The organism is Tistlia consotensis USBA 355 (assembly GCF_900177295.1).
In the GTDB taxonomy this organism is placed as follows: Bacteria; Pseudomonadota; Alphaproteobacteria; order Kiloniellales; family DSM-21159; genus Tistlia; species Tistlia consotensis.
The window spans coordinates 1-22,515 of the sequence record NZ_FWZX01000009.1 but is presented as its reverse complement, the minus strand read 5'-3'; the positions used below and the strand labels follow the sequence as shown (position 1 = coordinate 22,515).

24 protein-coding genes are annotated in these 22,515 nt (G+C 67.9%); 9 read left to right on the top strand and 15 right to left on the bottom strand.

What is annotated here, in order from left to right; genetic code table 11:
• Window positions 1-41: 41 nt before the first annotated feature.
• Window positions 42-749, top strand: coding sequence for an ArsR/SmtB family transcription factor (locus B9O00_RS12875; RefSeq protein ID WP_089229709.1), 708 nt, complete (start codon window positions 42-44; stop codon window positions 747-749).
• 425 nt (window positions 750-1,174) lie between these two features.
• Here the strand turns inward: B9O00_RS12875 and B9O00_RS12870 are convergent, their stop codons facing one another.
• From B9O00_RS12870 to B9O00_RS12815, 11 genes are all read right to left on the bottom strand, one after another.
• A complete protein-coding gene (locus B9O00_RS12870) occupies window positions 1,175-1,723 on the bottom strand; it encodes an iron transporter (protein ID WP_235017121.1) in 549 nt (182 codons plus the stop codon).
• A gap of 69 nt (window positions 1,724-1,792) precedes the next feature.
• Window positions 1,793-3,106 (bottom strand): 4Fe-4S binding protein, encoded by a 1,314-nt coding sequence (locus B9O00_RS12865; RefSeq protein WP_159460205.1) that lies wholly within the window; start codon window positions 3,104-3,106, stop codon window positions 1,793-1,795.
• Window positions 3,107-3,177: 71 nt separating this feature from the next.
• Window positions 3,178-4,017 (bottom strand): FTR1 family iron permease, encoded by an 840-nt coding sequence (locus B9O00_RS12860; protein WP_085123089.1) that lies wholly within the window; start codon window positions 4,015-4,017, stop codon window positions 3,178-3,180.
• Window positions 4,018-4,040: 23 nt separating this feature from the next.
• Entirely contained in the window at window positions 4,041-4,376 is a 336-nt protein-coding gene (locus tag B9O00_RS12855; protein WP_089229713.1) for a cupredoxin domain-containing protein, read from the bottom strand.
• A 474-nt stretch (window positions 4,377-4,850) separates the two neighbouring features.
• Window positions 4,851-7,304, bottom strand: coding sequence for a heavy metal translocating P-type ATPase (locus B9O00_RS12850; protein ID WP_085123087.1), 2,454 nt, complete (start codon window positions 7,302-7,304; stop codon window positions 4,851-4,853).
• Window positions 7,305-7,317: 13 nt separating this feature from the next.
• Window positions 7,318-7,998, bottom strand: coding sequence for a hypothetical protein (locus tag B9O00_RS12845; RefSeq protein WP_085123086.1), 681 nt, complete (start codon window positions 7,996-7,998; stop codon window positions 7,318-7,320).
• Entirely contained in the window at window positions 7,995-8,678 is a 684-nt protein-coding gene (locus tag B9O00_RS12840) for a MerR family DNA-binding protein (RefSeq protein ID WP_085123085.1), read from the bottom strand. The genes B9O00_RS12845 and B9O00_RS12840 overlap by 4 nt, the downstream gene beginning before the upstream one ends.
• 176 nt (window positions 8,679-8,854) lie before the next feature.
• Window positions 8,855-9,559 carry a BufA1 family periplasmic bufferin-type metallophore gene (bufA1, locus tag B9O00_RS33485; protein WP_200808486.1) on the bottom strand — a complete coding sequence of 235 codons (705 nt, stop codon included), beginning with the start codon at window positions 9,557-9,559 and terminating at the stop codon, window positions 8,855-8,857.
• Between the two features lie 96 nt (window positions 9,560-9,655).
• Entirely contained in the window at window positions 9,656-11,101 is a 1,446-nt protein-coding gene (gene merA / locus B9O00_RS12825; protein WP_085123084.1) for a mercury(II) reductase, read from the bottom strand.
• Entirely contained in the window at window positions 11,101-11,388 is a 288-nt protein-coding gene (locus B9O00_RS12820) for a heavy-metal-associated domain-containing protein (RefSeq protein WP_085123083.1), read from the bottom strand. Before B9O00_RS12820 ends, merA begins: the two co-directional genes overlap by 1 nt.
• Before the next feature lie 22 nt (window positions 11,389-11,410).
• On the bottom strand, window positions 11,411-11,827 hold the full coding sequence (locus tag B9O00_RS12815; protein WP_085123082.1) for a mercuric transporter MerT family protein: 417 nt from the start codon (window positions 11,825-11,827) through the stop codon (window positions 11,411-11,413).
• A 74-nt stretch (window positions 11,828-11,901) separates the two neighbouring features.
• Between B9O00_RS12815 and B9O00_RS12810 the strand changes: the two genes are divergently transcribed.
• Entirely contained in the window at window positions 11,902-12,324 is a 423-nt protein-coding gene (locus tag B9O00_RS12810) for a MerR family transcriptional regulator (protein ID WP_235017120.1), read from the top strand.
• Window positions 12,325-12,483: 159 nt separating this feature from the next.
• Here B9O00_RS12810 and B9O00_RS12805 read toward each other — a convergent pair whose 3' ends face one another.
• A complete protein-coding gene (locus B9O00_RS12805; protein WP_085123081.1) occupies window positions 12,484-13,398 on the bottom strand; it encodes an AraC family transcriptional regulator in 915 nt (304 codons plus the stop codon).
• A 142-nt stretch (window positions 13,399-13,540) separates the two neighbouring features.
• Here B9O00_RS12805 and B9O00_RS12800 point away from each other — a divergent pair, with 142 nt between their 5' ends.
• Window positions 13,541-14,365 (top strand): cysteine hydrolase family protein, encoded by an 825-nt coding sequence (locus B9O00_RS12800; RefSeq protein WP_085123080.1) that lies wholly within the window; start codon window positions 13,541-13,543, stop codon window positions 14,363-14,365.
• A gap of 477 nt (window positions 14,366-14,842) precedes the next feature.
• On the opposite strand, the gene B9O00_RS12795 is transcribed toward B9O00_RS12800, so the two are convergent.
• From B9O00_RS12795 to B9O00_RS12785, 3 genes are read right to left on the bottom strand one after another with little or no spacing between them, the layout of a single operon-like run.
• Entirely contained in the window at window positions 14,843-15,433 is a 591-nt protein-coding gene (locus B9O00_RS12795) for a TlpA family protein disulfide reductase (RefSeq protein WP_159460204.1), read from the bottom strand.
• Between the two features lie 14 nt (window positions 15,434-15,447).
• Entirely contained in the window at window positions 15,448-16,098 is a 651-nt protein-coding gene (locus B9O00_RS12790; RefSeq protein WP_085123078.1) for an NrsF family protein, read from the bottom strand.
• Complete coding sequence (locus tag B9O00_RS12785; RefSeq protein WP_085123077.1) at window positions 16,095-16,760, bottom strand: sigma-70 family RNA polymerase sigma factor; 666 nt, start codon at window positions 16,758-16,760, stop codon at window positions 16,095-16,097. Before B9O00_RS12785 ends, B9O00_RS12790 begins: the two co-directional genes overlap by 4 nt.
• Window positions 16,761-17,054: 294 nt before the next feature.
• On the opposite strand from B9O00_RS12785, the gene B9O00_RS12780 reads away from it, so the two are divergent.
• The 6 genes from B9O00_RS12780 (at window position 17,055) to B9O00_RS12755 (ending at window position 22,298) form a co-directional block, all read left to right on the top strand.
• Window positions 17,055-17,756, top strand: coding sequence for a TVP38/TMEM64 family protein (locus tag B9O00_RS12780; protein WP_143596215.1), 702 nt, complete (start codon window positions 17,055-17,057; stop codon window positions 17,754-17,756).
• A 211-nt stretch (window positions 17,757-17,967) separates the two neighbouring features.
• Window positions 17,968-18,954 (top strand): hypothetical protein, encoded by a 987-nt coding sequence (locus tag B9O00_RS12775; protein ID WP_085123075.1) that lies wholly within the window; start codon window positions 17,968-17,970, stop codon window positions 18,952-18,954.
• Window positions 18,955-18,958: 4 nt separating this feature from the next.
• Window positions 18,959-19,384 carry a cupredoxin domain-containing protein gene (locus tag B9O00_RS12770; RefSeq protein ID WP_085123074.1) on the top strand — a complete coding sequence of 142 codons (426 nt, stop codon included), beginning with the start codon at window positions 18,959-18,961 and terminating at the stop codon, window positions 19,382-19,384.
• Window positions 19,385-19,444: 60 nt separating this feature from the next.
• On the top strand, window positions 19,445-19,738 hold the full coding sequence (locus B9O00_RS12765; protein WP_085123073.1) for a BufA1 family periplasmic bufferin-type metallophore: 294 nt from the start codon (window positions 19,445-19,447) through the stop codon (window positions 19,736-19,738).
• Between the two features lie 162 nt (window positions 19,739-19,900).
• Window positions 19,901-20,401, top strand: a complete 501-nt coding sequence (locus tag B9O00_RS12760) for a DoxX family protein (protein WP_085123072.1) — start codon at window positions 19,901-19,903, stop codon at window positions 20,399-20,401.
• 532 nt (window positions 20,402-20,933) lie between these two features.
• A complete protein-coding gene (locus B9O00_RS12755; RefSeq protein ID WP_159460203.1) occupies window positions 20,934-22,298 on the top strand; it encodes an adenylate/guanylate cyclase domain-containing protein in 1,365 nt (454 codons plus the stop codon).
• Window positions 22,299-22,515 lie beyond the last annotated feature (217 nt).

The following is a 22,515-nucleotide window of genomic DNA, read 5'->3' as shown; positions in this document are numbered from 1 at the left end:
TGACGGATGCCGGTGCACCCTGTATTCAATCGAATAATTGAATGATTGAGACTCACCGTCAAGTGACATCGGAAACCCCGAAGCAGGTTCTTCTCTCGGCCCTCGCGGAGGTCGCGAAGGCGATCGCCCATCCGCACCGGCTGGAGCTCCTGGAGCAGCTCGCCCAGGGCGAGCGCGGCGTCGAGGCCGTCGCCGAACGGACGGGACTTTCCGTTGCCAACGCCTCCCAACACCTGCAGCAGCTGCGGCGGGCGGGACTGGTCTCCGCGCGCCGCGACGGCAAGTTCGTGCGCTACCGTCTCGCCGACGACGCGGCGCTCGATCTGCTGCGGACACTCGGCACGGTGGCGGAGCGCAACGTCGCGGCCGTGGATCGGCTGATCCGCGGCTACTTCAGCGAGCGCGACGGGCATGAGCCGGTAACGCGCGAGGAACTGCTCGAGCGGTCCCGGCTCGGTCTGGTCACGGTGCTCGACGTCCGGCCGCCAGACGAGTACGCGCTGGGGCACCTCCCCGGCGCGATCAACATTCCGCTCTTGGAGTTGGAAAGCCGTCTGGCGGAGATCGATCCAGCTCAGGAGATCGTCGCGTACTGCCGGGGCCCGTATTGCGTCCTGTCCTACGAGGCCGTTGCCGCGCTGAGGGCGCGCGGCTTCAGCGTCCGGCGCCTGGAGGACGGTCTGCCGGAATGGCGGGCCGCCGGCCTGCCGGTGGAGACATGGGCCTCGGGGCAGAGCGTTTTCCGCTGAAGCGGAATCGGCACCGGCCCGCACCCCAAACCTACGGTTTGGGGTGCGGGCCGGTGATGCCGTACGATCGGAAAACGCTCTGGCCAGGGTCGATGCGGGGCCTGGACCGGATCGTGCCCAGCCGGATCCATCCAGGTTCCGACAGGTCACATGACTCCGGCTCAGGATCGATAGAGCTGACCGCCGCGACAAGCGAACGCGACACCCGGCGAATGGGTGCCGTCACAGCCATCTCTGTTGCGGCCCCCTCGAAATTCGGAGCCAATCGGGACCTCACAATCTCGACCTCTTGCGAGGCCATCTGACTCCTGGCCGTCGCTCGGCGTGCTTCACATCGTCCGTCTCGATGCGCCGAACGCCGCCCGGGAAGGACGCCGCCCAGACCGGACCGAGGCCGGTGCGGTCGCCGTGCTATGGCCCGCGTTTCAGTAGGCGCCCTTCTTGCCGACGCCGGCGAAGGCGAACTCCCAGCTCGCGTCGAACGGCGGCCACCACTCGGCGACGCCGGTCTCCTCGTCGGTGTGGCGGTAGAAGCCCTGGTAGGAGGGCGGCGTGATGCGGTAGGTCAGCCTGTACTTGCCCGGGCCGTCGAGCTTGACGTTGGCACCGTAGTGCGGCCCGTCGTCGGCGACCATCGGCATGAAGGCGCCGGAGGACTCCCACGACGATCCGACCTTGGCGATGTGATAGGTGACGCCGAGGTAGGGCACCCACTCGCCCGGCCCGAAGCCGTTGGGGTTGTCCCTCATGGCTCGGACGTCGGCCTCCAGGTGCACGTCGGTCGGCTGCGTCATGCCGGCCAGCGTCGGCGCCATTACAACCGGCTGCAGGTAGACTGCACCGACCTCGAGGCCATTCTTCTGCACCGCTTCCCCGATCGACACCTCGGCCGCCGTCGCCGGCACCGCCAGCGCCGCCGCCAGCAGTGCCCCAGCCATGACCGCGGCCCGGAAGCCGGCTCGCATCGTGGTCATCTCCGTCTCCTTTCTCTGTGGATGATATTTTGTCGCACTCGCATCTCGGGCCCCAAAAAAAATGGAGACTCACCCAACCACGGCCGGCCACCACGCCGCGGCGACCGACAGGCCGGCGGCGAGGCCGGGCACCATGGCGAGCGCGGCGCGACTGCCGGCGAGGCCCATGCGGCCGAGGATGCGCCGGCCGAGCCAGGCGCCCCAGGCAACGGCGATCGCCAGTGCGGCGATCTTCACCGGCGCCGCGGCGCCCGCGGGCACCAGCTTGAACAGGTCGATGCCGAGGCCGAGCAGCAGCGAGACCATGGCCGGCGGCGTCAGCTGATAGCTGAGAGCCACGAAGCGCTCGCGAAAGCCACCGGCGGCGCCGAGCCGTCCGGCGAGCCACGCGGCAGCCGCCTGCAATACCGCGAGCACCGCCGTCAGCGACAGCATCACCGCGACCATCCAGCCCGAGATCAGGAAGAAGTCGAGCCAGGTGAAGACCTCCCGGGCCTCGGGATGCACCGAGACCAGCCACGCCGGCCCCGGCTCGCCGAGCCACGTGTAGCCGTTGTCGATGATCCAGCTGACCAGCGCGAAGCGCAGGCCCTGGTACTCCGGCAGCACCAGCCAAAGGAAGCCGCCGAGCGACACGCCGGTGCCGAGGAACAGGAACCAGATCTCGGAGGGCGAGGGATGGTGGCGGGCGATGTCCGCGACCTCGGCCCCCGGCGCGCGGAACCTGAGCGCCAGCCCGCCCCGCTTCTCCGGGTGGACGCAGCGGGCGCACATCACGCAGTGCCGGCTTTCGGTCTTGCGCCCCAGGTCGATCATCGTCGGGCACAGGCCGCGGCTGTCGTAGCCGTCGCCGTCGGGCTTCAGGCGCTTCGGCACCAGGTCGACGGCGCCGAGGCGGGAGAACACGCCGAGCAGCAGACCGATCGGGCAGACGTGCCGGCACCAGACCCGCTTCTTCCGGCCCTGGCCATAGAAGAAGCCGACGACGAGCGCCGCCAGCAGGGTCGTGCCGAAGATCTCGAGGATGGCCGACGGGTAGTCGCGCACGCCGACCGTATGGCCGAGGATGGTGACCAGGAGGAAGCTCACGATCGGCGTGCCCTCCCAGCGCAGCCAGCCGGGCACCGGCCGCTTCGGCCCGATGCGGTTCATCCACTCCGAGGCCGCTCCCATCGGGCACAGCACGCCACACCAGCTCCGCCCGGTCAGCAGCACGGACAGGAACACCAGTGGGAACCAGAGCGTCCAGATCAGGGTCCGCGCGGCGTCGCCGAGCGCGGCCGCGAATTCGCTGGCCGGCAACACGACAGGACCGGCGACGAGCATCGTGAAGCCGACGAACATGGCCGCATGCACGAACGGCAGGTGAGGGCGCACGGCCACCGCCGCGCGCTCCACACGCCAAGCCCATCCGCCGGCACGGGGCGGCTTCACGCTTGCGGCTTCACAGGCCATCAGTTCGTGGCGCCCGCCTCGGCCAGGGCCTCGGTGCGCGCAGTCCTCCCGACCAGGCGCATCAGCGTCAGGATGCCGAGCAGCGCCGCGATGTAGAACGCGATCTGGATGCCCATCGGCCGGTCGGTGTAGCCGACCAGGATGTGCAGCAGCATGCCGAGCCAGCTGTCCTGCGCCAGGATCCCGGAGGTGTCCCAGACATCGAAGCCGAGCGCCGGCACCAGCCCGGCCTGGTTGAGGAAGCCGGCGGCGGTCGCCGCCAGGCCGGAGGCGAGCAGCAGCACCATCCAGGACACCGCCGTGAAGAAGTGCCTGAGCGGGATCGCCAGCAGCCCGCGGTAGAGCAGCCAGCCGACGAGGGCGCCGGCGCCGAGCCCGACGGCGGCGCCGGCGAAGGTCGCGGACCAGTTCGCCCCCGAGGCGGCGAGGCTGTAGAGGAACAGCACGGTCTCGGAGCCCTCGCGCAGCACCGCCAGCGCGGTGACCAGGCCGAGGGCCGCGAGCGGCCGCGCCCCAACCGTCACGTCGTGCCCGACCCGGCGCATCTCGCTCGCGATCGCCTTGCCGTGCGCCGACATCCACGCGTTGTGCCAAGCCAGCATCGCGACCGCGGCGAGCAGCACGGCGGCGTTGAACAGCTCCTGCCCGCTGCCGGCCATCGCGTCGGCAATGGCGCTCGCGAAAGCGGCGACGACCGACGCCCCGACGAGGCCCGCGAGGATGCCGCTGCCGACCCATCGGCCGCGGCCGACGACGCCGCGGGTGGCCCCCAGCACGATGGCGACGATCAACGCCGCTTCCAGGACCTCGCGGAATACGATGACTGCGGAACCGACCATGCCTGTTCCCTACCTCTCACGCGTCACTTGGCGATCAGCCTGCCCTTGGCGGTGTCCTCGTGGAACTCGCCGACGAACGCGTACTCGCCCTTCGGCAGCGGACCGACCCAGACGCTCCCCTTGGAATTGCCGGGAATCACCTTCTCTCGCCGCAGGTCCTTGCTCTCGAACTCCTCCGGAGTGCCGTCCCGGTTGTCGATCACCAGCTTCACCCGTTTGCCGGCCGGCACCTCGACCGTGGCCGGCTCGAACTTGTGGTCCTTGATCACAATGGTCTGCGCCGCCTCCTCGGCCGCCGCCGGGCCGGCGACGACCAGCGGCAGCACGAAGACCGCCGCCGCGAATGCACCGGGCAGCATGCGACGGATCATTCCAGCGCCTCTCCGGCCGCTCGATAAGGCTACGACATCACGCCTGGTCACTCGGGGAACTCCTTTCGGGTGGGTGACGGGGCGAGATAATAATGACAATCACTCTCATTTGCAAAAGCTGTGATGGAAGACCATCCGCCCCGTCGGTCACGGCGTCGTCGGACCGCTTCGTCGCATGGACAAACCCCTTGCACGACGACGACCGCGGGATCGACGCCATCGATCACAAGACCTTACGCCGGGCCCATGATCGAACCACAACGGCTGGAATGCCCTGCACCGCGTCTCTGCCTGGGCGTCATGCCAGCGGCTCGTGCTCGGCCCGCGACCGTGCGACAAAACGTCCGATGACATCACCTCGCTCCCGGCCCGTCCGGGCGCCGGGCGCTGACCGGTGCGAGCCAATCGGGCCAAAGACGTCGCCGGCCACAGGGACATCCGACAGCGGTCGCGTTCCAGCCGTCAAACCGTCTCCGCTCGCTCCGGCCGTGGCCGCCCGACGCTGAGAATGGCATCGATGAACAGCCGCGGGCGACCCCGGAGCGAATTGACGAAGATGGTGGTCACGCTCGCCGCCATGGCGGCCATGGCCCACACCGGATAGACGAGGCCGGTCGCGGCGAGCGGGACGCCGATGCCGTTGAACAGGAAGGCGAGTGAGACGTTCTGCAGCATCTTGGCGTAGCCTCGGCGGCTGATCTCGCGCGCCTCGACGACGTTCGCGAGCCGGTTGTTGAGGATGATGATATCGGCGGCATCGATGGCGATGTCGGTGCCGGAGCCCATGGCGATGCCGACATCGGCCTGCATCAGGGCCGGCGCGTCGTTGATGCCGTCACCGACCATGGCCGTCCGTCCGCGCTGTTGCAGAGCACGGATGAGGTCCGCCTTTTCTCCCGGCAGGATTTCGGCATGCACGTCGTCGAGACCGAGCTCTTCGGCGACCCTCTCTGCGGTTCGCCGGTTATCACCGGTGATCAGCACCGTCCGCACGCCGGCATCCCGCAACCGGCGGATGGTCTCTGCCGCGTCGGCGCGCGGGGCATCTCCGAGCGCGAGGAGTCCGAGGAGCTTCGCGTCGCGCGCCACCGCGATCACCGTACGCCCCTTGTCTTCCAGTGCATTGAGGCGCTCTTCGAGCAGCGCCAGATCAATCCCGCTCCCAGCTACGAATCGCGGGCTGCCCACCAGCACCTCGGCGCCATCGATGTGAGCCGAAACGCCTTTGCCGGGGCTGGCGTCGAAGGATTCGGCCTCCGATGGCGTCAGCCCGGCGTCGAACGCCGCTTTGACAACCGCTTGGGCGAGCGGATGCTCGGACGAACCTTCGGCTGCGGCCGCGAGTGAAAGCACGTCGTCGGTGCTCGTCCCCTCGACGGCCTCGATCTCGTGAACCCGCGGATGGCCCTCAGTGAGGGTGCCGGTCTTGTCGAAGGCGATCTGCCGGACCAGCCGGTAGCCCTGGAAGGATTCGCCGGTGCGCATCAAGATGCCCTTTTCGGCGGCCTCTCCGGCGCCGCGCACGATCGACAGCGGCGCCGAGATTCCGACGGCGCAGGGATAGCCCATGACCAGCACGCTCAGTCCGGCGAACACCGCGCGCTGCAGGTCTGGTGCGACACCGAGGAGCTGCGGGAGCAGCGCCCAGCCGGCAAAGGCGAGTAGGGCGATCGTCAGGACGGCCGGGGTGTAGATCCGCAGGACGCGATCGACCAGATGCAGGAGGCCGGGCTTGAGCGCACGCGCATCCTCGACCTCCTGCGCCACGCGCCGGAGAAAGCTGTCGCCGCCGACGGCCGTGACGAGCATGAGCAGGGTGCCGGTCCCGTTGATGGTGCCGCCGATCACCGTGTCTCCCGGCTGGCGGTCGGCCGGCATCGGCTCGCCCGTGACGAGGGACTGGTCGACGGCCGAGCGGCCCTCGATCACCTCGCCATCGACCGGCAGGCGCTCGCCGGGCCGGATGCGCACCCGGTCCCCGACGGCCACCTCGGCCAGCGCGACCTCGACCTCTCTGCCGTCGCGCAGCACCCGCGCCGTGTCCGGCTGCAGGTCGAGCAGGCGCTTGACCGCCTGCGACGAGCGGGTCTTGACGATCAGCGACAGCCATTCCGAGAAGATGTGATAGGTCGCGACCATCACCGCGACGGCAAAGAAGGGCGCGGTCGGATAGCTCGGCCCCTCGAGGACCAGTCCGATGAGCCCGCCGGCGAGCCCGGCGAAGGCGCCGGCTTCCAGCAGGACGTGCTGGTTGAGGATGCCGCGGCGCAGCGCCTGCGCCGCCATCACCAGGATATGCCGAGCCACGCCGAAGACCAGAACGGCGGCGAGCCCGCCGACCAGCAAAGGTGTGGCGTCCAAGAGCCCCCCTCGGCTCTTCACGAAGAGGAGTGCAACGGTGATCGCGCCGAGGCCGCCAGCGCCGATGACCGCCGGCCACAGCCCGCGCGCTCGCAGGACGAGGAAGACGAAGGCGACCAGGCTGACGGTCGCGACCGTCGGCAGGACCGCCGAAAGCACTCCGGCCGGCTGGGCGATCAGCGCAATCGCGAGCAGGCTGAACGAGGTCGCGACGAGGAATCGGCGTCCCTCGTTGACGAGCTCGCGTTCCTCCTCCTCGAAGGGGCGCAGCTTGTTCGGGTCGTGGATCGTGTAGCCGATGTCGCGCAGCACCTGGAGCAGGGCGGCCGGCTCTGCGGCTTGCGGGTCGTACTCGATGAGCGCCTGCTCATGGGTCAGGCTGACGGCGACCTTGCCGACGCCCTTCTGCCGGCCGAGCGCCTTCTCGATGGTGCCCGTGCACAGCGAACAGTGCAGTCCGCCGATGCGTGCCCGGATCCGGGCGCGCCCCGGCCGCGCGGACGGTTCCTCGCTCCAGAGCCCGGGGGAAGGATCGGCGGTCGTGGTGGCGGTCATGGCGAGGATCCTTTCAGGTTGGCGCCGCCGGCGCGACGGGAGCGAACAGGCCGAACCAGATCGACCAGGCGCCCAGTGCCACGAGAACGATACCGGCAACGATGGGGAACCTGCCGGAAAGCGCCGCGAGCCGGTCGAGCAGTCCTCGCGCGGAGGGAACCAGCACGACCGCGATGAGCGGGACCGACAGCGCGAACCCGAAGATTGCGAGGGAAATGAAGCCGCTCACCAGCGTCGTCCCGGGGGCAGCAGCGGACCCGGCCAGCAATGCCAACAGCAGCGGCGCCGCGCAGGCCGGGATGTTGAGGCCGAACAGCAGCCCGAGCCCGGCCGACGCGCGCGCACCGCTCAGTCGCCTCAGGCCTGGACCGATCGTGACCATCAGGGCCCGGGCTCGTCCTGAGGCGACCAGCAGGCCGAGCGCGACATACGTGCCGCCGAGCACCAGCCAGGCGCCGCGCTGCAGGTCGAGGAAGTAGGCGCCGATCAGCACCGCAAGGACGCCGAGCAGGCCGATGAAGGCCGCGCGGGTCAGGGCGAAGAGCGTCGTCTCGATGACCTTGGCGGTCGCCTTCCTGCCTTCGAGGTACTTCACGAAGACGAGGCTCGATCCGATCGAGCAGGGCTCGACGAAGCCGATCAGGCCGAGGCCGGCCGGCACGATCACGAGGCCCGTGACATCTGTCTCGATCACGGGCGCTCCACGGCCGCTTCGAAGCCGCCTTTCGCGACCGCCGCGACGAGGTCGGCCTCGGGCGCCTCGGCCTGGTCATGCAGCACGCGGGCCTGATGCGCGTCGAACGACGCCTCCGCCTTGCGTACCCCCGGAACGCGGTCCAGCAGGGCCTCGACGGTGCGGGCGCAGCCGTCGCAGTGCATGCCCTTGATGGTCATCGTGGTGGTCTTCATCTCGGACTTGCCTTTCCTCGCGGTGGTCGCCGTGCCGAAGGATGCGCTGTCCCCAGCGCCGGCATTGCCTTCCATGGCCTCCAGGATCGTGCAGCAGCGCAGGTCGCCGCCGCCCGGGCAGCGGGCGATCAGGAGGTCGAGGGCGTCGCGCATGCGCGACAGCCGCTCGAGCCTGGCCGATACCTCCTCGCGCTTCTCGATCGCGCGGGCGCGCACGTCGGCACAGTCCGCGCCGGGGTCGGCGCGCAGCGACAGCAGCTCCGTGATCTCGCGCAGCGAGAAGCCGATGTCCTGGGCCTGGCGGATGAAGCGGATGCGGGCGACCGTGCCGCTGTCGTACTCGCGCGGGCGGCCGCCCGCCGGTCTGGCCGGCTGTTCGATCAGGCCGCGCCGCTCGTAGAAGCGGACGGTCTCGACGTTGACGCCGGCGGCCTTCGCCGTCCGGCCGATGGTGAAGCGCTTCATCCCATGACCTCGGAAGCCATTGTGCGCTCCGTACCAAGGTACGGAGTCAAGGGTGGAAGGCGCTCTGTCCAGGCAGCCCGGCCCAGGCAGCCCGGCGCGGCAACGGAGCCTCGCCACGCCCTTCTCGAAGACCGGGGCGGCAAGGGGGCGAAGGCACCGGGAGCCAGGAAGAAGGATCAGCTCAACTGTCCGCCCAGCTTCTCGCAGGTTCCCTTCCGTACCAGCTTGAAGTCGGTCGAATCGAAATCGACCTTGGACTGGGCACTGCAGGCGTGTTGGGCGGTCGCGCAATCGTTCTCGCCGGCCCGCGCGATGCCGAAGCACTTCTCCGTCGCGCCTGCCGTGCGCGTCGCCGGCGACAGCGCTTCGACGGACTTGTAACCGCCATAGAGGGCGGCTGCCACGGCGGCACTGACGGCGGTACCCGTCATCAGGCGTCTGGTGGTGTCGACATCCTGGCCGCCGGCCTCGGACGGCCCTGCGGTCTCCGCCGCGCACGCCGCGACCCTCAGACCGCTCCAGGCGTCCCAGACGCTGCCGCCGACGAGCGCGCCCAATCCGGCGTACACTGCGGCCGGCAGCGGGTAGAGCCCCGTCACCAGCAGCCACAGGCCGGCGACGCCTAGGAGACCTCCGGCCAAGCCGACCCAGAAAGGCGCTAGGTTGCGGTGTCTTCGTGCCGCCCGGAACAGGAACCAGAGGCTCATCGCCACGAAGCCGGCGAACAGCGGAAACAGGTAGGCATCGTTGATCAGGAAGCCCAGCCCCGCGGCGCCCATTGCGGCCAGGACCGCGGGGATGCCGAGACAGCAGGCGGCGGCTATGGCCGCGCCAGCCAAGCCGGCAAGCTGCTTCGACATCTGCTTGATCGTCTCTGTCATTGCGTCCGCCTCGAAGATCTCTTGCGCCAATGCCGCCGAGCGGCCGCATCCCGGCGGCCGCGGCGGGAGCCGAACCGTCCCCGGCCAGCCGCGTTCCTACCCGGCGCAGCAGGACAGCTTGGCAATGTCTTTGGTGAAGATCTGCGCTGCCAGCTTCAGCCCTTCCACCGTGGTGAGATAGGGGAAGATCGTCTCGGCGAGCTCGGCGACCGTGAGCCCGTGCTTGATGGCGAGCACCGCCGTCTGGATGCTGTCGGCACCTTCCGGCGCGAGAATGTGTGCGCCGAGCAGACGGTTCGTCTCTGCGTCCGCCACGAGCTTGATCAGGCCGCGCGTGTCGCGGGCCGCGAGCGCGCGCGGCACCTGGTCGAGCGGCAGGAGAGAGGTCTCGACCGCATGGCCGGCCTGCCTCGCCGCGGCCTCCGTCAGGCCGACGCTGGCGACCTGCGGATCGGTGAACACCACTGCCGGCATCGCAGCATTGTCGTAGCGCCGCTTGTCGCCGTCGAGGGCGTTCTCCGCCGCCAACCGGGCGCCGTAGGCGGCCATGTAGACGAACTGGTCGCGGCCGGTGACGTCGCCGGCGGCGTAGACTCCTGCTTTCGTTGTGCGCAGACGGTCGTCGACCTCGATGCCGCCGCTCGGCCGCAGCGCCACTCGTGCCTCCGCGAGGCCCATCTCCTCGGTATTCGGGCGCCGGCCGCTGGCGATCAGGACCCGCTCGGCCACGAGGCGCAGGTCGCCGCCCTCGGCCCGTGCGCTCAGGATCACGCCGTCTCCCGTCTTGCGGATTTGGCGGTACTCCAGACCACTGTGCACCTCGATGCCTTCGCACTCGAAATATCCGGCCAGCGCGGCACCGATCTCCGGCTCGCTCTCCGGCAGCAGGCGGTGGCGGCAGACGATCGTCACCGCGACGCCGGCCCGCGCAAAGAGCTGCGCCAGCTCGCAGCCGATGTAGCCGCCACCGATGACGAGCAGCGACCGCGGCAGCTTCTCGATCGCGAGCGCAGTGGTGCTGGTGAGGCAGGACACCTCTTCGATGCCGGGGACCGAGGGCATGGCGGGACGGGCGCCGGTGGCGATCACCACCTTGCCGCTCGGTAACGGCTCGCCGGCAACCAGGACGCCGTCGGCCGCGAGCCGCGCCCGTCCCTCGATGTAGGTGATCCCTTCGTAGGCCGCGAGCAGGTCCCGGTACTTCGCCCGACGCAGCGCGTCCACCAGCTGGTCCTTCTGCGCAACGGTGGCGGACCAGTCGGTGAGCCGAGCGTGGGCCTCGATGCCCGCGAAGCGCGCGGCGGTGGCGGCCTGGTGAAGCGTCTCGGCCGCCCGGATAAGGGTCTTGGACGGCACGCAGCCGACGTTGACGCAGGTGCCGCCGATCGTGCCGTGACCGATCAGAGCCACCCGTGCGCCCAGCTCGGCGGCCGTGATCGCGGCCGAGAAGCCGGCGGAGCCCGCTCCGATCACGGCGAGGTCGTAGCGCTCGCTGCGTCCGTCCTGGCCGCTCGTGCAGCAGTCGTCGGTCATCGTGGCCATCAGCCGCCTTGCTTCACGGGCTTCGCCGGATAGCCGTTGCTCGCGCTCGCCCCGGCGATCGCGTCGACGGAGGTCTTCGCGTCGTCGAAGGTGACCGTCGCGGTCTTCGTCTCGTAGGAGACGGCGACCTGGGCCACCCCGGGCACGGCCTCCATCGACTTCTTCACGATGTAAGGGCAGGACGCGCAGGTCATGTTCTCGACCGTCAGCGTGACGGTCCGTTCCGCCGCCATCGCCGCTGTCGAGAGCGCGAGCGCGCCCGCGAGCGCGGCCAGGAATTGCTTCATCGTTCGACCCCTCCGGTTCGCCTCATTGAATGCCGAGCAGCCAGGGCGCGGCGTAGGGAAAAGCGACGGCCGCAGCCACCAGCGCCGTCGCGATTGAGAGAGCGCCCTTCACGATCCGCCTGGGCAGGGGACGGGCGCAGGCCGCACCATTCGCGCAGGGGCGCCGCGGCTTCCAGTAAACGGCGTAGAAAGCGTATCCGAGGAAAGCGAGCGTGATGGCGATAAAGATCGGCTGATAGGGAGCCAGCGCCGTCACGTTGCCGATCCAGGCGCCGCCGGCGCCCAGGCTGAACAGGATCAGCGGCAGGATGCAGCAGGACGAGGCGCCGATGGCGCCGAGGAGGCCGCCGGCGGCGGCCCAGCCCGCCCGCGTCCGATCGGCCGGCAGCTGGCCTGGATCTTCCGCTGCGTTCAGCAAGGCTTCCTCGCTTCGAGCCATTCTCACATCCTCGGCAGGTTTGCTCGCTTTCTGCTAAGGTGGGAGCTGTAGCGGCTACAGCTTCAAGAGAGAAAATGAAACACCGTGACAAAGAGATGGGGCGATCTACCCTCGGTATCGGTGCCCTATCGGAGCGGAGCGGCGTCAACATCGAGACAATCCGCTACTACGAGCGGATCGGCATCATGCCAGAGCCGCCGCGCACGGCCGGCGGTCAGCGCGTCTACGATGCCGGGCATCTCGGACGTCTCGTCTTCATCCGGCGTAGCCGGGAACTCGGCTTCTCCCTGGACGAGATCCGCACGCTGCTGCACTTGGCCGACGGCGGCGACTACAGCTGCGGGCAGGTCCACGAGATGACGCTCGCGCACATCGCCGACATCCGCCGCAAGATCGCTGATCTCAGGCGCATGGAGCGGGTGCTGAGAGAAATGGCGGCGAATTGCGCGGGCGGCGAAATGCCCGAATGCCCGATCCTGGAGGCGCTCTCGGCATAGCGGCCCGAAGCGGCACCCGATGCCCTGTTGCCGTCGGGCGCGCCGGCTCCAGGGCATCTCCTGCTGAACAAGGCTTCTGTCCAATGGCGATCACTACAAGGGAGATTAACAGGACATTCGCTATCCGCGATCGACCGCGTCGCCACTCGACCGGGCCAGCTACTTGCGCAGCAGCGACGTCTTGAATTGTCCCGGCGAGACGCCGTATTCGGCCTCGAAGGCACGCGTGAAATAGGTTCGACTCTTGTAGCCGACCAGATCGGCAATGCGCTTGACAGGAAGATCCGACCGCGCAAGGAGCTCCGCCGCCCGCTGCAGGCGTATCGTTCTCAGCAGCTCCATCGGGCCCGTGCCATAGGCTTGGGTGAAGCGCTTCGAAAAGGCGGAGCGGCTCATGCTTGCGGTGCTCGCGAGGCGCTCGACGCTGTGGGGCTCGCCGGGGCCGTCGAGCATCGCCTGCAGCGCCCGCCACAAGCTTTCATCCGTCGCCCCTTCCATCCATCTGAGCGACGGGTCACCGGCCAGGTAGCGACGGCGCAGCAGCAGAATGACGGCCTGGCCCATCAGGGACCGTGCGAGCGCTTGGGTGCCGACGGTCGGATGCGCCAGCTCGTATACGAATTCGTCGAGCGCATTGCGCACCCGGTCGCCCGGCGCCAGGCACTCGGCGATCGGGGTCTTCAGCAGGTTCAGCGCGCCTCCCGTTCCGCGATAGGAGACCGCCAACTCGCCGCAGATGGCAGTGAGCGTGCGGCCCCTGACTCCCTCCCCATTTCCCTCGATGAGATGCTCCAGGCTGAGATCGAGCGGGCGACAATCCGGCAGGGGCCGTCCGCGGGTGCCGTCGCCGTGCAGCCAGTGCGGCATGAAAGCCGGGACAAGGACCACAGATCCGGGCCGAGCAGCGATCGGCGGCAGTTCGCCGACGATCATCCGACCCGATCCTGACAGGACGTAGTGCAGGATCGCGAAGGGACGGCGGCCCAGGCCGAGGGTGCTCTCGCCGCGGATCTGGCAGAGTGCGAAAGGCTCGATTCGGACTTCCAGCGCTTCCAGTACTTGATCAATCGTCATGACCGACTATCGGCCGCCGGGAGCGCATCGGGCAATGCGGTTTCCCGGAGATGGAGACACCGCCGAGACGATAAGGCACACGCATTCCGGCACATTCAGGCTCTGCAAGACGGCGACACGAAAGACACGAAAGGAGTCCCCAATGTGCAGCTCTCACGATCACAAGACTGAAAAGCTCGCTCGGCGCGACCTTCTGAAGGGAGGCGCAGTCGCGCTGGCGGGGGTCGCCGTGAGCGCTTCCGCTGCTCGCGCAGGCTCCGTAGCCGAGAACTCCTACGTCGCCCCCGCCGAGCCTGCCTTGCCGCCGAGCAACATGAGGCTCGACCTCAGCCGATCAGCGCTTGTGGTCACCGATCCCCAGAAGGATTTTCTGCACGAGTCCGGCGTGGCCTGGGGCGTTGTCGGGGAGAGCGTGACAGAGCAAAAGACGGTGGACAACCTGGAGCGCCTGTTCCGGATGGCGAAGTCGATCGACCTGCCGACCTTCATCTCGCCCCACTACTACTATCCGACCGACTACGGCTGGAAGATCGAGGGCGCGCTCGAGAAGGTGATGCACAAGATCAGGATGTTCGATCGCAAGGGCCCGCTCGACCTGACCGGCTTCGAGGGTTCGGGCGCCGACTGGTTGGCCAGGTACAAGCCCTACATCGAGGACGGGAAGACGGTCGTCACCTCGCCGCACAAGGTCTACGGTCCGGAGACCAACGACCTCGTGCTCCAGCTACGCAAGCGTCAGGTGAGCCAGGTCATCCTCGCGGGCATGTCCTCCAACCTCTGCGTCGAGTCCCATATGCGCGAACTGCTCGAAACTGGCTTCGAGGTCGCCGTGGTCAGGGATGCCACGGCGGGCGCGAAGATTCCGGAGGGCGATGGCTACCTCGCCTCTTTGATCAACTTCCGCATGATTGCCAACGCAGTCTGGAGCACCGACGAGGCACTGGCGGCCGTCAAGGCGGCATCCTAGACTTCCGCGCCGCCGGCAATGCCCCGCGAGTGGAGTCAGCCGGCAGAATCCCGACGGCCCCGCCGGGCGCTGCGCCGCCCGGCGGGCGTCCGGATCATTCACGCGCGCTTCGGCGGAGGCGCTGTCTTGCCGCGATCGCGCCGGAAGCCGGCCGGTCGGGGTTCCATCTGCCCTTGTGCTTCAAGACGGTGCTGGGTGAGACGCAGATGGACTCAGTGACGCGATCGCTGATGCCAAAGGCACCGGATCTGCTGAGCGCTTCCGACCGCGCGCTGCCCGATGTCGCCAAGCCTGCCGACGACCGCTCGGGGGCCGCGTTCAGCCCTGCATTCAAGCGGCAGTCAGGCCAGGGCCCGGCTTGTTCGAGCGCTCTGCAACAGCTGACCGTTGGGGCGCGTCGCTTGCCGCCGGCACCGGGAGCGGCGAGCCGAGCTTCGTCCGCTTGAAGGCGCGACTCTTCGAGTGGAGGGTTGCCGCTCACGGTTCCGGCTGGCCAAGAAAGTAACGGAGGAAACGCCGTGCTTCGGGGGAATCCCAGTCCGTGGCGCCGACAATGTAGCCGACCACTTCGCCCTTCATGTCGATGATGTAGGTGATCGGCAGGCCCCAGAGCGGCAGCGCGCCTTCGGCCATCCGGTCACGGCTCAAGGATCCGAGACGCTGGCCGGGATCGAGGTAGACGGGCAGATGGATGAGGTGATGGGCGACGACGAAGGGAAAGACCGCCTGAGCGCCGTCGCGATCGATGGAGACGGCGACCACCGCGAGCCGATTCGGGTCGCTTGCGGCGGCCAACCGGTCGAGGGAAGTCATCTCGTAGGCGCAGGGCAGGCACCAGCTCGCCCAGAAGTTCAGCACGACGACCCGGCCGCGGAATTGACCGAGGTCGGTCATACTGCCGTCGAGCGTCTGGAAAGCCGTCTCCGGCGCCGGGTCGAGCGGGCTCAGGAAGATGAACTGGCCGCTGCGGCTGCGCAGCACAGGCGCCGAGGCTCCTGCCCCCGTCGCGATCGATGCCGCGAGGGCGGCCAGGCAGAGGCCGAACAGCGCGGTAGTCAGGCGTGCCATCGACGAAACTCGGGTCACGCGGCCGGTGGGGCAGGGCGCGGCGCGAACCATGACAGCATCTGCTCGCCGAATGCGCTCGCCAAGCCGACCAGCAGACCTACGGTGCCCAGGTTCCAAATCAGGATCATGACAGTCGCGTCGAGAGCATGGAGCAGAGACAGCGCGGTGGCCGCGATCCCCGCCACCGCCAGGGCGCCAGCCAGGACCACCGCCGGCGAGCGCAGCGCTGCCGCGTGACTCAGCATCGCTGGCAGGATCAGCGACAGCGGCAGGCTCGTCAGTACCAGGGTCGCGAAACAGTGGGCAGCATCGCCGAGCCCGATGCCATCCGGCTCGAGCCTAACCCAGTTGGTGAGGCACTGGTAACCGATGCTGGACAGCCACATGACGAGCGCGGGTGCGGGCAAAAGCAGCCACAGGCGCGAGCGGTCGGGCAGGCTCAACAGGAAGGCCGCTGCGGCGGCAAGGATGCCCGTCGACAATGCGCCCGCCACGCCGAAGAGGAACCCGGCATCCCGCAGCCGCTGTGCGAGATCCGAGCGGAGCCCCTGGCCGACCGTCAGGAGGGCGACCAGAAAGGCTGCTCGCAGAAGCGGTCGCCGCAAGCGCCTTACCGGCTTCAGGTCCGTAGCCAGCGCCTCGATCAGATCGGGCGTCGTGATCACCTATCTTCGCTCCGGTTGCTGAGCATTGTGCGAAGGTTTCTGAGACCTCGGTGCGTCGCCGCCTTCAGCGCGCCGACGGACTGGCCGGTTTCCGCTGCGGCCTCCTTCAGGGGCAAGTCATCGAGCTTGAGAAGCCGCACTGCCTGCCGCTGCTTGGCCGGCAAACGGCCGATGGCCGTCTCCAGCTCGCATCGGTCGGAGATCCTGTCAGCAAGGTTCGCCTGACGCTGCGAAAAGGTTTCATGCTCGAGTGTGAGCATCGTTTCCTTCGATCTCAGCCATCCCTGACGACGCAGACGGTCGACAAGGCGGCGATTGGCGATCGCGAACAGCCACGGACCGAACGGCCTGCTCGGATCGTAGGTTTGTCTAACCGCATGCAGCGTCAGCAGGATGTCCTGGACGGCGTCCTCCGCGTCGCTCGTGTCTCGATGTCGCCGAGCTGCGAGGCTCCGCAGATGCGGCGTGACCTCTTCGAGAAGGCGCCGATACGCGCTGCCGTCGCCGTCCTGGGTTCGGGCCATCAGAATGGACCAGTCGAGACCGAGGTACGCGGACGGCCTCCGATGCGAACCGGGTCGTTCGGCAACCGCGGCTTCATGAGAGCCCGGCTGACTCGATACGACGCTCAGCAAAGGGATTCGGCGGCGAGCGGCGGACATGAGCGCAGCTCCCTCGTCGGTTCGAAGGCAGGGGCTTCACCGCCCGTACGATTTCAGCCCAGCAGGTGGTCGGATACGCCTGAGCTGGCGGCGATGCTACCGGAGAATATTTCCGGCGCCCCGTAACCTTTTCCTGACCTGCCGCGAAAATGGCATCCGGCTGGGAAGGGCAAACTCACTTGCCGCACAGGAGCAGCTTCGGCCACGCTGCTGCTGAGCACGACGCGGCGGTTGCGGTCGGCTCGAGTCTTGCCGTGGGGGGCGGAGCAATAGCGTCAGGGAGGGAGTGTCGAGTTGCCCAAGCCCCCATCGAACGTCGCCAGACGCAACCGGACGGCTGCCGTTCTGATGATTGGCTTCGCTGTCCTGGTGGCGGCGGTGGTCGCCATCGGGCTGTCCGTGGACTGGGCCCGCGATCTGTCGAGCGGGGAGATCGAGCGCCTGATCCGGTCGTTGGGGTTTTGGGGCGTTCTCGGCTCCGTCGGCCTGATGATCATGCATTCCTTCGTTCCCTTCCCGGCCGAGCTCATCGCGGTCGCCAACGGGATGGTCTACGGGCCGCTGTGGGGGACCGTCATTACCTGGACGGGAGCCATGCTCGGCGCGCTCCTCGCGTTCGGGCTGACGCGAGCGCTCGGGCGTCCGTTCGTCGAGCACATGGTCAAGCGCAGAGACTGGCAGTCGCTCGACGACTGGGCGGCCGCGCAGGGGGGTCGGGTCGTCCTGCTGGCAAGGCTCGTTCCGATGATCGCCTTCAACCTGATCAACTACGCCGCCGGCCTGTCACGGATCTCCTGGTGGACCTTCACCTGGACGACCGCGGTCGGCATCCTGCCACTGACCGTGCTGATGGTCGTCATGGGTCATCAGATCCGCGTCTTGCCATCGTGGGTGTGGAGCATCCCTGTCGTCGTAAGCATCGCGCTCTGGTACTTGGCGGAACGTTGGCGGCGGTCGGCCGGGGCGCGCGGCAAACGGATCCGCGATCGGCGGTGACGGCAGGCGCCAGGACGAGTGCCGGCACCGGGCCCTCACGCTCGCGGCGCCGGGCGGCCGGCTCGCCGCCATTCGGCGATGATTCCGGGCGGCTGACCCTGGTCCGATGACAAGAGAGCGCCGCCGCCGGCGAGGCGGGCTGTAACCTTTCGAGCCGTTGCACCGAATCACTCTAGGCGACCCGATTTCTCGCAAGACAGGAGGCGATGCCATGCTGAAGCTGTCGATGCCTCGGTCGACCGGAGGCCTCCTGGGCCTTTCCTCGGCCCTCCTGCTGGCCGTCTCGGCCTGCACGCCTGGCCGCGCCCAGGAGCAGGCGAGCCCGGACATGAGCGCGGCGATCCAGAAGATGCAGAGTCTCGATGGCTGGCGCGGCTATCTCGACGTCCACAAGGCCGTCGACAAGCCGCGCGAGCTCGCCGGTGGCCCAGTGACCATCAAGCTGACGCAGGACGCCGGTGGCGTCTTCGTCGGGCTGCCCGATCACCGCCGCCGCGATCCGATAGTGTTCGGACCCGCGGACATGCCTCGACACTATGCCGGGACGCCCGGTATCACCGGGGCGCCTCCGCCAATGTGGCAGGCGGCGGCCGGCGGTGGCCAGGAGACGAAGCCGCTCACGCCGTTCGGCGACAAGCACATCGTGCTGCCGGACGGCAAGCTCACGATCGAGGCCGTCGATGCCACCGCAACCGACGCGGCGACGACCGATGACAAGGTGATGTTCCATGCCAGCTGGAAGGACAAGGCCGGCAACACCTACGAGGTCAAGTGCTGCGCCAAGCTGGCGGCCCACGGGTTGGAGTACCCGACCTTTGGCGGCGTCGCGACGAACGTCATCCTCCACGGCAACAGCGGCATCGGCACGCCGCTCATGCCGACCGAGTTCACCTATTTCGCCTTCTGGGGCTTCGGCGAGGTGGACATGAACGGCAAGACGCTCGACAAGCCTCGGCTGATCCACGGCATGCTGACGGAATACGTGCGCGGGCAGGACTACAAGCTCGCCAACGACGAAGGCGTCACGCCGCAACGGCTGCAGTTCCACCTGATGGTCCCGCCGTTCAAGCCGGACATGGAGCACGGTGTCTTCGCCCATGCGCCCGTTCATACCGGCTTCAAGCTGCCCAACGGCAAGGAGATGCCGTTCTGGCACGTCATGTTCGAGACCCTGGATTTCCAGTCGCACAGGGGCTGATCGCATGAAGCCGATCGAATCGGCGCCCTTCGCAGCGCCCTTGCTCAATTGGTCGCTCGCAGTGGCGATCATCGCTGGCCTCGGCGGCCTCTGCCTTGCTCCCGTTCCTGCCCGCGCGGCCGGCCCCGGTGTCGTCGTCAAGCTCACCGACGAGCTCAAGTTCGCGCCGGCCAGCGTTACGGTGAAGGTCGGCGACGCGGTCGAGTGGCGGAACGATTCCGTGCTCGTCCACACGGTAACCGACGATCCGCAGAAGGCGGCCAAGGCAGCCGACTCGGCGCTGCCCGAGGGCGCGCGGCCCTTCGGTTCCGGCAATCTCAAGCCGGGCGCAACCTACAAGCGGACCTTCACGGTGCCCGGCACCTACAGGTACTTCTGCATTCCCCACGAAGCGGCCGGCATGGTTGCGACGGTGCAGGTGACGAAGTGACCGGAGGATTGCCGGCCGCTAGAGCAAGTGTTCGGATCCCTCGGAACGGAGAACAGGACCATGCGTAAGCTTTCCCTCGCCGCGTTCGGCGTCTCGGCTGCTCTCGCCACCGCGATCGCCGGCGCCGCCACCGTACCGACCCCGGCCACGGCCGCCGAGAAGATCAAGTGCTACGGTATCGCCAAGGCGGGTGAGAACGACTGCGCCAACAAGGCCGCCGGTCATTCCTGCGCCGGCCAGTCGACGGTCGACTTCAACGGCATGGACTTCAAGGCGGTCACGAAGGCGAAGTGCCTGGAGATGGGCGGCAAGGAAAAGCCGTTCGAGGGCATCAACAAGAACGTCAAGAACTAGCGGCCCTTCCAGGGAGTAGAGAGGCCGGCGCTGCCTGCGGCCCGGTGACCGTGGCCGGTGTCAGCTCGAGGTCCCGCCATTCGTCGTGGCGATGCCATCCCTGGCCCGCGCGCCAGCGGGTTCCATGCGTCGCGTTCTTCAAGGAGACTTCGCGTGACGAATATGCTGCGCCTGGCCCGGATCGTGCTCGATCCCGGCCCGACGGCACGTTGGTCCCCTACGATTGCGCTGCTCGCCGGGCTGGCGCTTCTCGCCGCCCGCCTGTGGCTCGGCTGGGCCTTCCTGAGGACAGGGGTGCACCGGGTCGCGACCTGGGACAGCCAGTCCTTCCTGTTCAGCATGGTGCATCCCGTGCCCTTCCTGCCGGCCGAGATCGCTGCCCCGGTCACGACCGCGGCCGAATTGGCACTGCCGAGCCTGCTGATCCTCGGCCTCTTGGCGCGACCTGCGGCGTTCGGCCTCGCGGTCATGGCCGCCACGATCTACTTCGTCGTCGGCCAGACGCCCGAGGGCATCGAGAACGGCATTGCGCTGGCGTCCGAGCAGTTCCCCTGGATGGCCGTGGGCCTCGCGATCGCCGCGTTCGGCGCGGGCCCGCTCTCGCTCGACGCCTTGTTGCGGCGCTATGTGGATGAGCGGCCCCCTCTCGCAAGTCGGAAATGACGCCGCCGCGGTCGAGCGACTCGCTCCCTTGCATGCAGGCGATATCTGCCTCGGGGCGCTCTCCCGCGAATATTCGAAGGTGACGAAGGGCGAACGGCCGAACGCACTTGGCTTTCCGGGCTGCCGGAGTATCGCGGATTGCGGGCACGGGCCGGCTCGACGCCAGCGCCTCCGCGCGCAGTCGGCGCCGGCGCCGCTCGACGGACGTAATCACCTCGAACCGCAGTATCGCAACGAGGTTACTTCTGGGATCATGCTTGGGGGTCCTCCCATGATCCCGCTGCGCCGCAAGGCGCCTTTACCGCAGGCGTATCGTGCGGGCCCGGTCGCGGCGGTTCCCGTGGAAGCATCCGTCGCATCCAGGTAACCTCTGGAGCCTGCATGGTGAAAATGTAAGAGCGAGCACATTGACAGTCGGCATCGGAGCATGAGCGCCAATCCGCCACCGTCGGCCTCCTCCGTCGGCGAGGTCGCTCCTCCCACTCCTTGCACGGACAGGGCCGCTCTCGTCCGGCACGGTCTGCTTCACCGAGTGGAGCGCGCCGTTGCGAACGTCGTCGACGTCGCGTTGGGCGGAGGCGCGGATCCGACGCTCCCCGAGCGTGTTCGCCGCCGCATAGAGCAGCAGCAGGCAATCGGCGAAATCATCATCGGCTGGGTCCAGGCGAGCGCCATCGTCTTCTTCGCGCTCGTCTACGCACTCTCGCCCAAAGCCTTCCCGCCAGGGACGAGCTTCGAGCCCGTCCCCTGGACGCTCGCGATCTACGCGCTGTTCACCGCAGTGCGCATTGTTCTCGCCCATAGGCGACGCTTGAGCTCTGCATTCGTTACTACCTCCGTCGTCGTCGACGTCGTCGTCTTGATGATCACGATCTGGAGCTTTCATCTTCAGTATCGGGCACCGCCTGCTCTCTATCTCAAGGCACCGACGTTGATGTATGTCTTCATCCTCATCGGCCTGCGGACGCTGCGATTCGAGCCGCGATTCGTGCTCATCGCCGGCGGGTGCGCTGCTTTGGGATGGATCTGCCTTTCCGCCTACGCTGCCTGGAATCCCGGAGGACGGTCGCCGGCCTTCACGCACAGCTATATCGAATATGTCACCTCCTACAAGATCCTGCTCGGCGCCGAGATCGACAAGGTCTGGTCGATCCTCATGGTGACGGGCATTTTTGCTCTCTCGCTCGCACGGGCCCGCAAGCTTCTCGCCAGCTCGATCGTAGAGCAGATGGCGGCGGCGGATCTGTCACATTTTCTCGCGCCAGAGATCGCCGAACAACTTCGACATGCCGAAGTCGGTCCAGCGGCGGGCGAGGGCGTCCGGCGCGATGCGGCGATCGTTTCGGTCGACATGCGCGGTTTCACCGGAATGGCGCATAGCATGCCTGCTGGCGAGCTCATCGCTCTCCTTGGCGAATACCAGGCGCGCTTCGTTCCGATCATCCACAACCACGGCGGGAAGATCGACAAGTACCTGGGCGACGGCATACTTGCCAGCTTCGGAGCCGTCGTGCCGACGAAGACCTATGCAGCCGATCTCTGTCGAGCCGTCGAGGATCTCGTCGAAGCCGCTCAGGCTTGGCAGGCCGAGGGCGAGGGCGGTGGGTTGGCCACCCCGGCGGTCGGCATCGCCGGAGCCGCCGGCGACGTGGTGTTCGGCACCATCGGCTACGGAGGCCGGCTCGAGTACACGGTGATCGGCGAGGCGGTGAACCTCGCGGTAAAGCTCGAAAAGCTCACGAAGAACGAAGCGGTTCCAGCGCTCCTGCCGAGTTCCACCTATGCCCTCGCCATCGCACAAGGCTATCGACCGCAACACGCCATCGACCTGCGCCGAGCCCGTCCGATCGACGGATTGGCTGACCTGCTGGACGTCGTCGCGATCCTGCCGCGATGACTGGTCGCGCGTGGTCAGCCATAGGCCCGATCAATCGGCGCCTTTCCGATAGGGAGCAGCCGCCCCGGCGCGATACCGACCTCTTCGGCTACGAGATATCCGGGTTAGCCAGTGCGGACGTCTGTACCCGTCCGGTGAGGACCGCGGGTCAGAGGCTTTCGTAGCGGCGGAGTTGGTGCGGGGTGGCCTTGTAGTGCTCGACCAGCTCTTTGAGACG

Excerpts from the sequence above, each read along its gene's own strand:
- B9O00_RS12875 (WP_089229709.1), top strand. The coding sequence starts at position 42 with ATGATTGAGACTCACCGTCAAGTGACATCGGAAACCCCGAAGCAGGTT.
- B9O00_RS12870 (WP_235017121.1), bottom strand. The coding sequence starts at position 1,723 with ATGACCACGATGCGAGCCGGCTTCCGGGCCGCGGTCATGGCTGGGGCA.
- B9O00_RS12860 (WP_085123089.1), bottom strand. The coding sequence starts at position 4,017 with ATGGTCGGTTCCGCAGTCATCGTATTCCGCGAGGTCCTGGAAGCGGCG.
- B9O00_RS12855 (WP_089229713.1), bottom strand. The coding sequence starts at position 4,376 with ATGCTGCCCGGTGCATTCGCGGCGGCGGTCTTCGTGCTGCCGCTGGTC.
- B9O00_RS12850 (WP_085123087.1), bottom strand. The coding sequence starts at position 7,304 with ATGACCGCCACCACGACCGCCGATCCTTCCCCCGGGCTCTGGAGCGAG.
- B9O00_RS12840 (WP_085123085.1), bottom strand. The coding sequence starts at position 8,678 with ATGAAGCGCTTCACCATCGGCCGGACGGCGAAGGCCGCCGGCGTCAAC.
- bufA1 (WP_200808486.1), bottom strand. The coding sequence starts at position 9,559 with ATGACAGAGACGATCAAGCAGATGTCGAAGCAGCTTGCCGGCTTGGCT.
- merA (WP_085123084.1), bottom strand. The coding sequence starts at position 11,101 with ATGGCCACGATGACCGACGACTGCTGCACGAGCGGCCAGGACGGACGC.
- B9O00_RS12820 (WP_085123083.1), bottom strand. The coding sequence starts at position 11,388 with ATGAAGCAATTCCTGGCCGCGCTCGCGGGCGCGCTCGCGCTCTCGACA.
- B9O00_RS12815 (WP_085123082.1), bottom strand. The coding sequence starts at position 11,827 with ATGGCTCGAAGCGAGGAAGCCTTGCTGAACGCAGCGGAAGATCCAGGC.
- B9O00_RS12810 (WP_235017120.1), top strand. The coding sequence starts at position 11,902 with ATGAAACACCGTGACAAAGAGATGGGGCGATCTACCCTCGGTATCGGT.
- B9O00_RS12805 (WP_085123081.1), bottom strand. The coding sequence starts at position 13,398 with ATGACGATTGATCAAGTACTGGAAGCGCTGGAAGTCCGAATCGAGCCT.
- B9O00_RS12800 (WP_085123080.1), top strand. The coding sequence starts at position 13,541 with ATGTGCAGCTCTCACGATCACAAGACTGAAAAGCTCGCTCGGCGCGAC.
- B9O00_RS12795 (WP_159460204.1), bottom strand. The coding sequence starts at position 15,433 with ATGGCACGCCTGACTACCGCGCTGTTCGGCCTCTGCCTGGCCGCCCTC.
- B9O00_RS12785 (WP_085123077.1), bottom strand. The coding sequence starts at position 16,760 with ATGTCCGCCGCTCGCCGCCGAATCCCTTTGCTGAGCGTCGTATCGAGT.
- B9O00_RS12775 (WP_085123075.1), top strand. The coding sequence starts at position 17,968 with ATGCTGAAGCTGTCGATGCCTCGGTCGACCGGAGGCCTCCTGGGCCTT.
- B9O00_RS12770 (WP_085123074.1), top strand. The coding sequence starts at position 18,959 with ATGAAGCCGATCGAATCGGCGCCCTTCGCAGCGCCCTTGCTCAATTGG.
- B9O00_RS12765 (WP_085123073.1), top strand. The coding sequence starts at position 19,445 with ATGCGTAAGCTTTCCCTCGCCGCGTTCGGCGTCTCGGCTGCTCTCGCC.
- B9O00_RS12760 (WP_085123072.1), top strand. The coding sequence starts at position 19,901 with ATGCTGCGCCTGGCCCGGATCGTGCTCGATCCCGGCCCGACGGCACGT.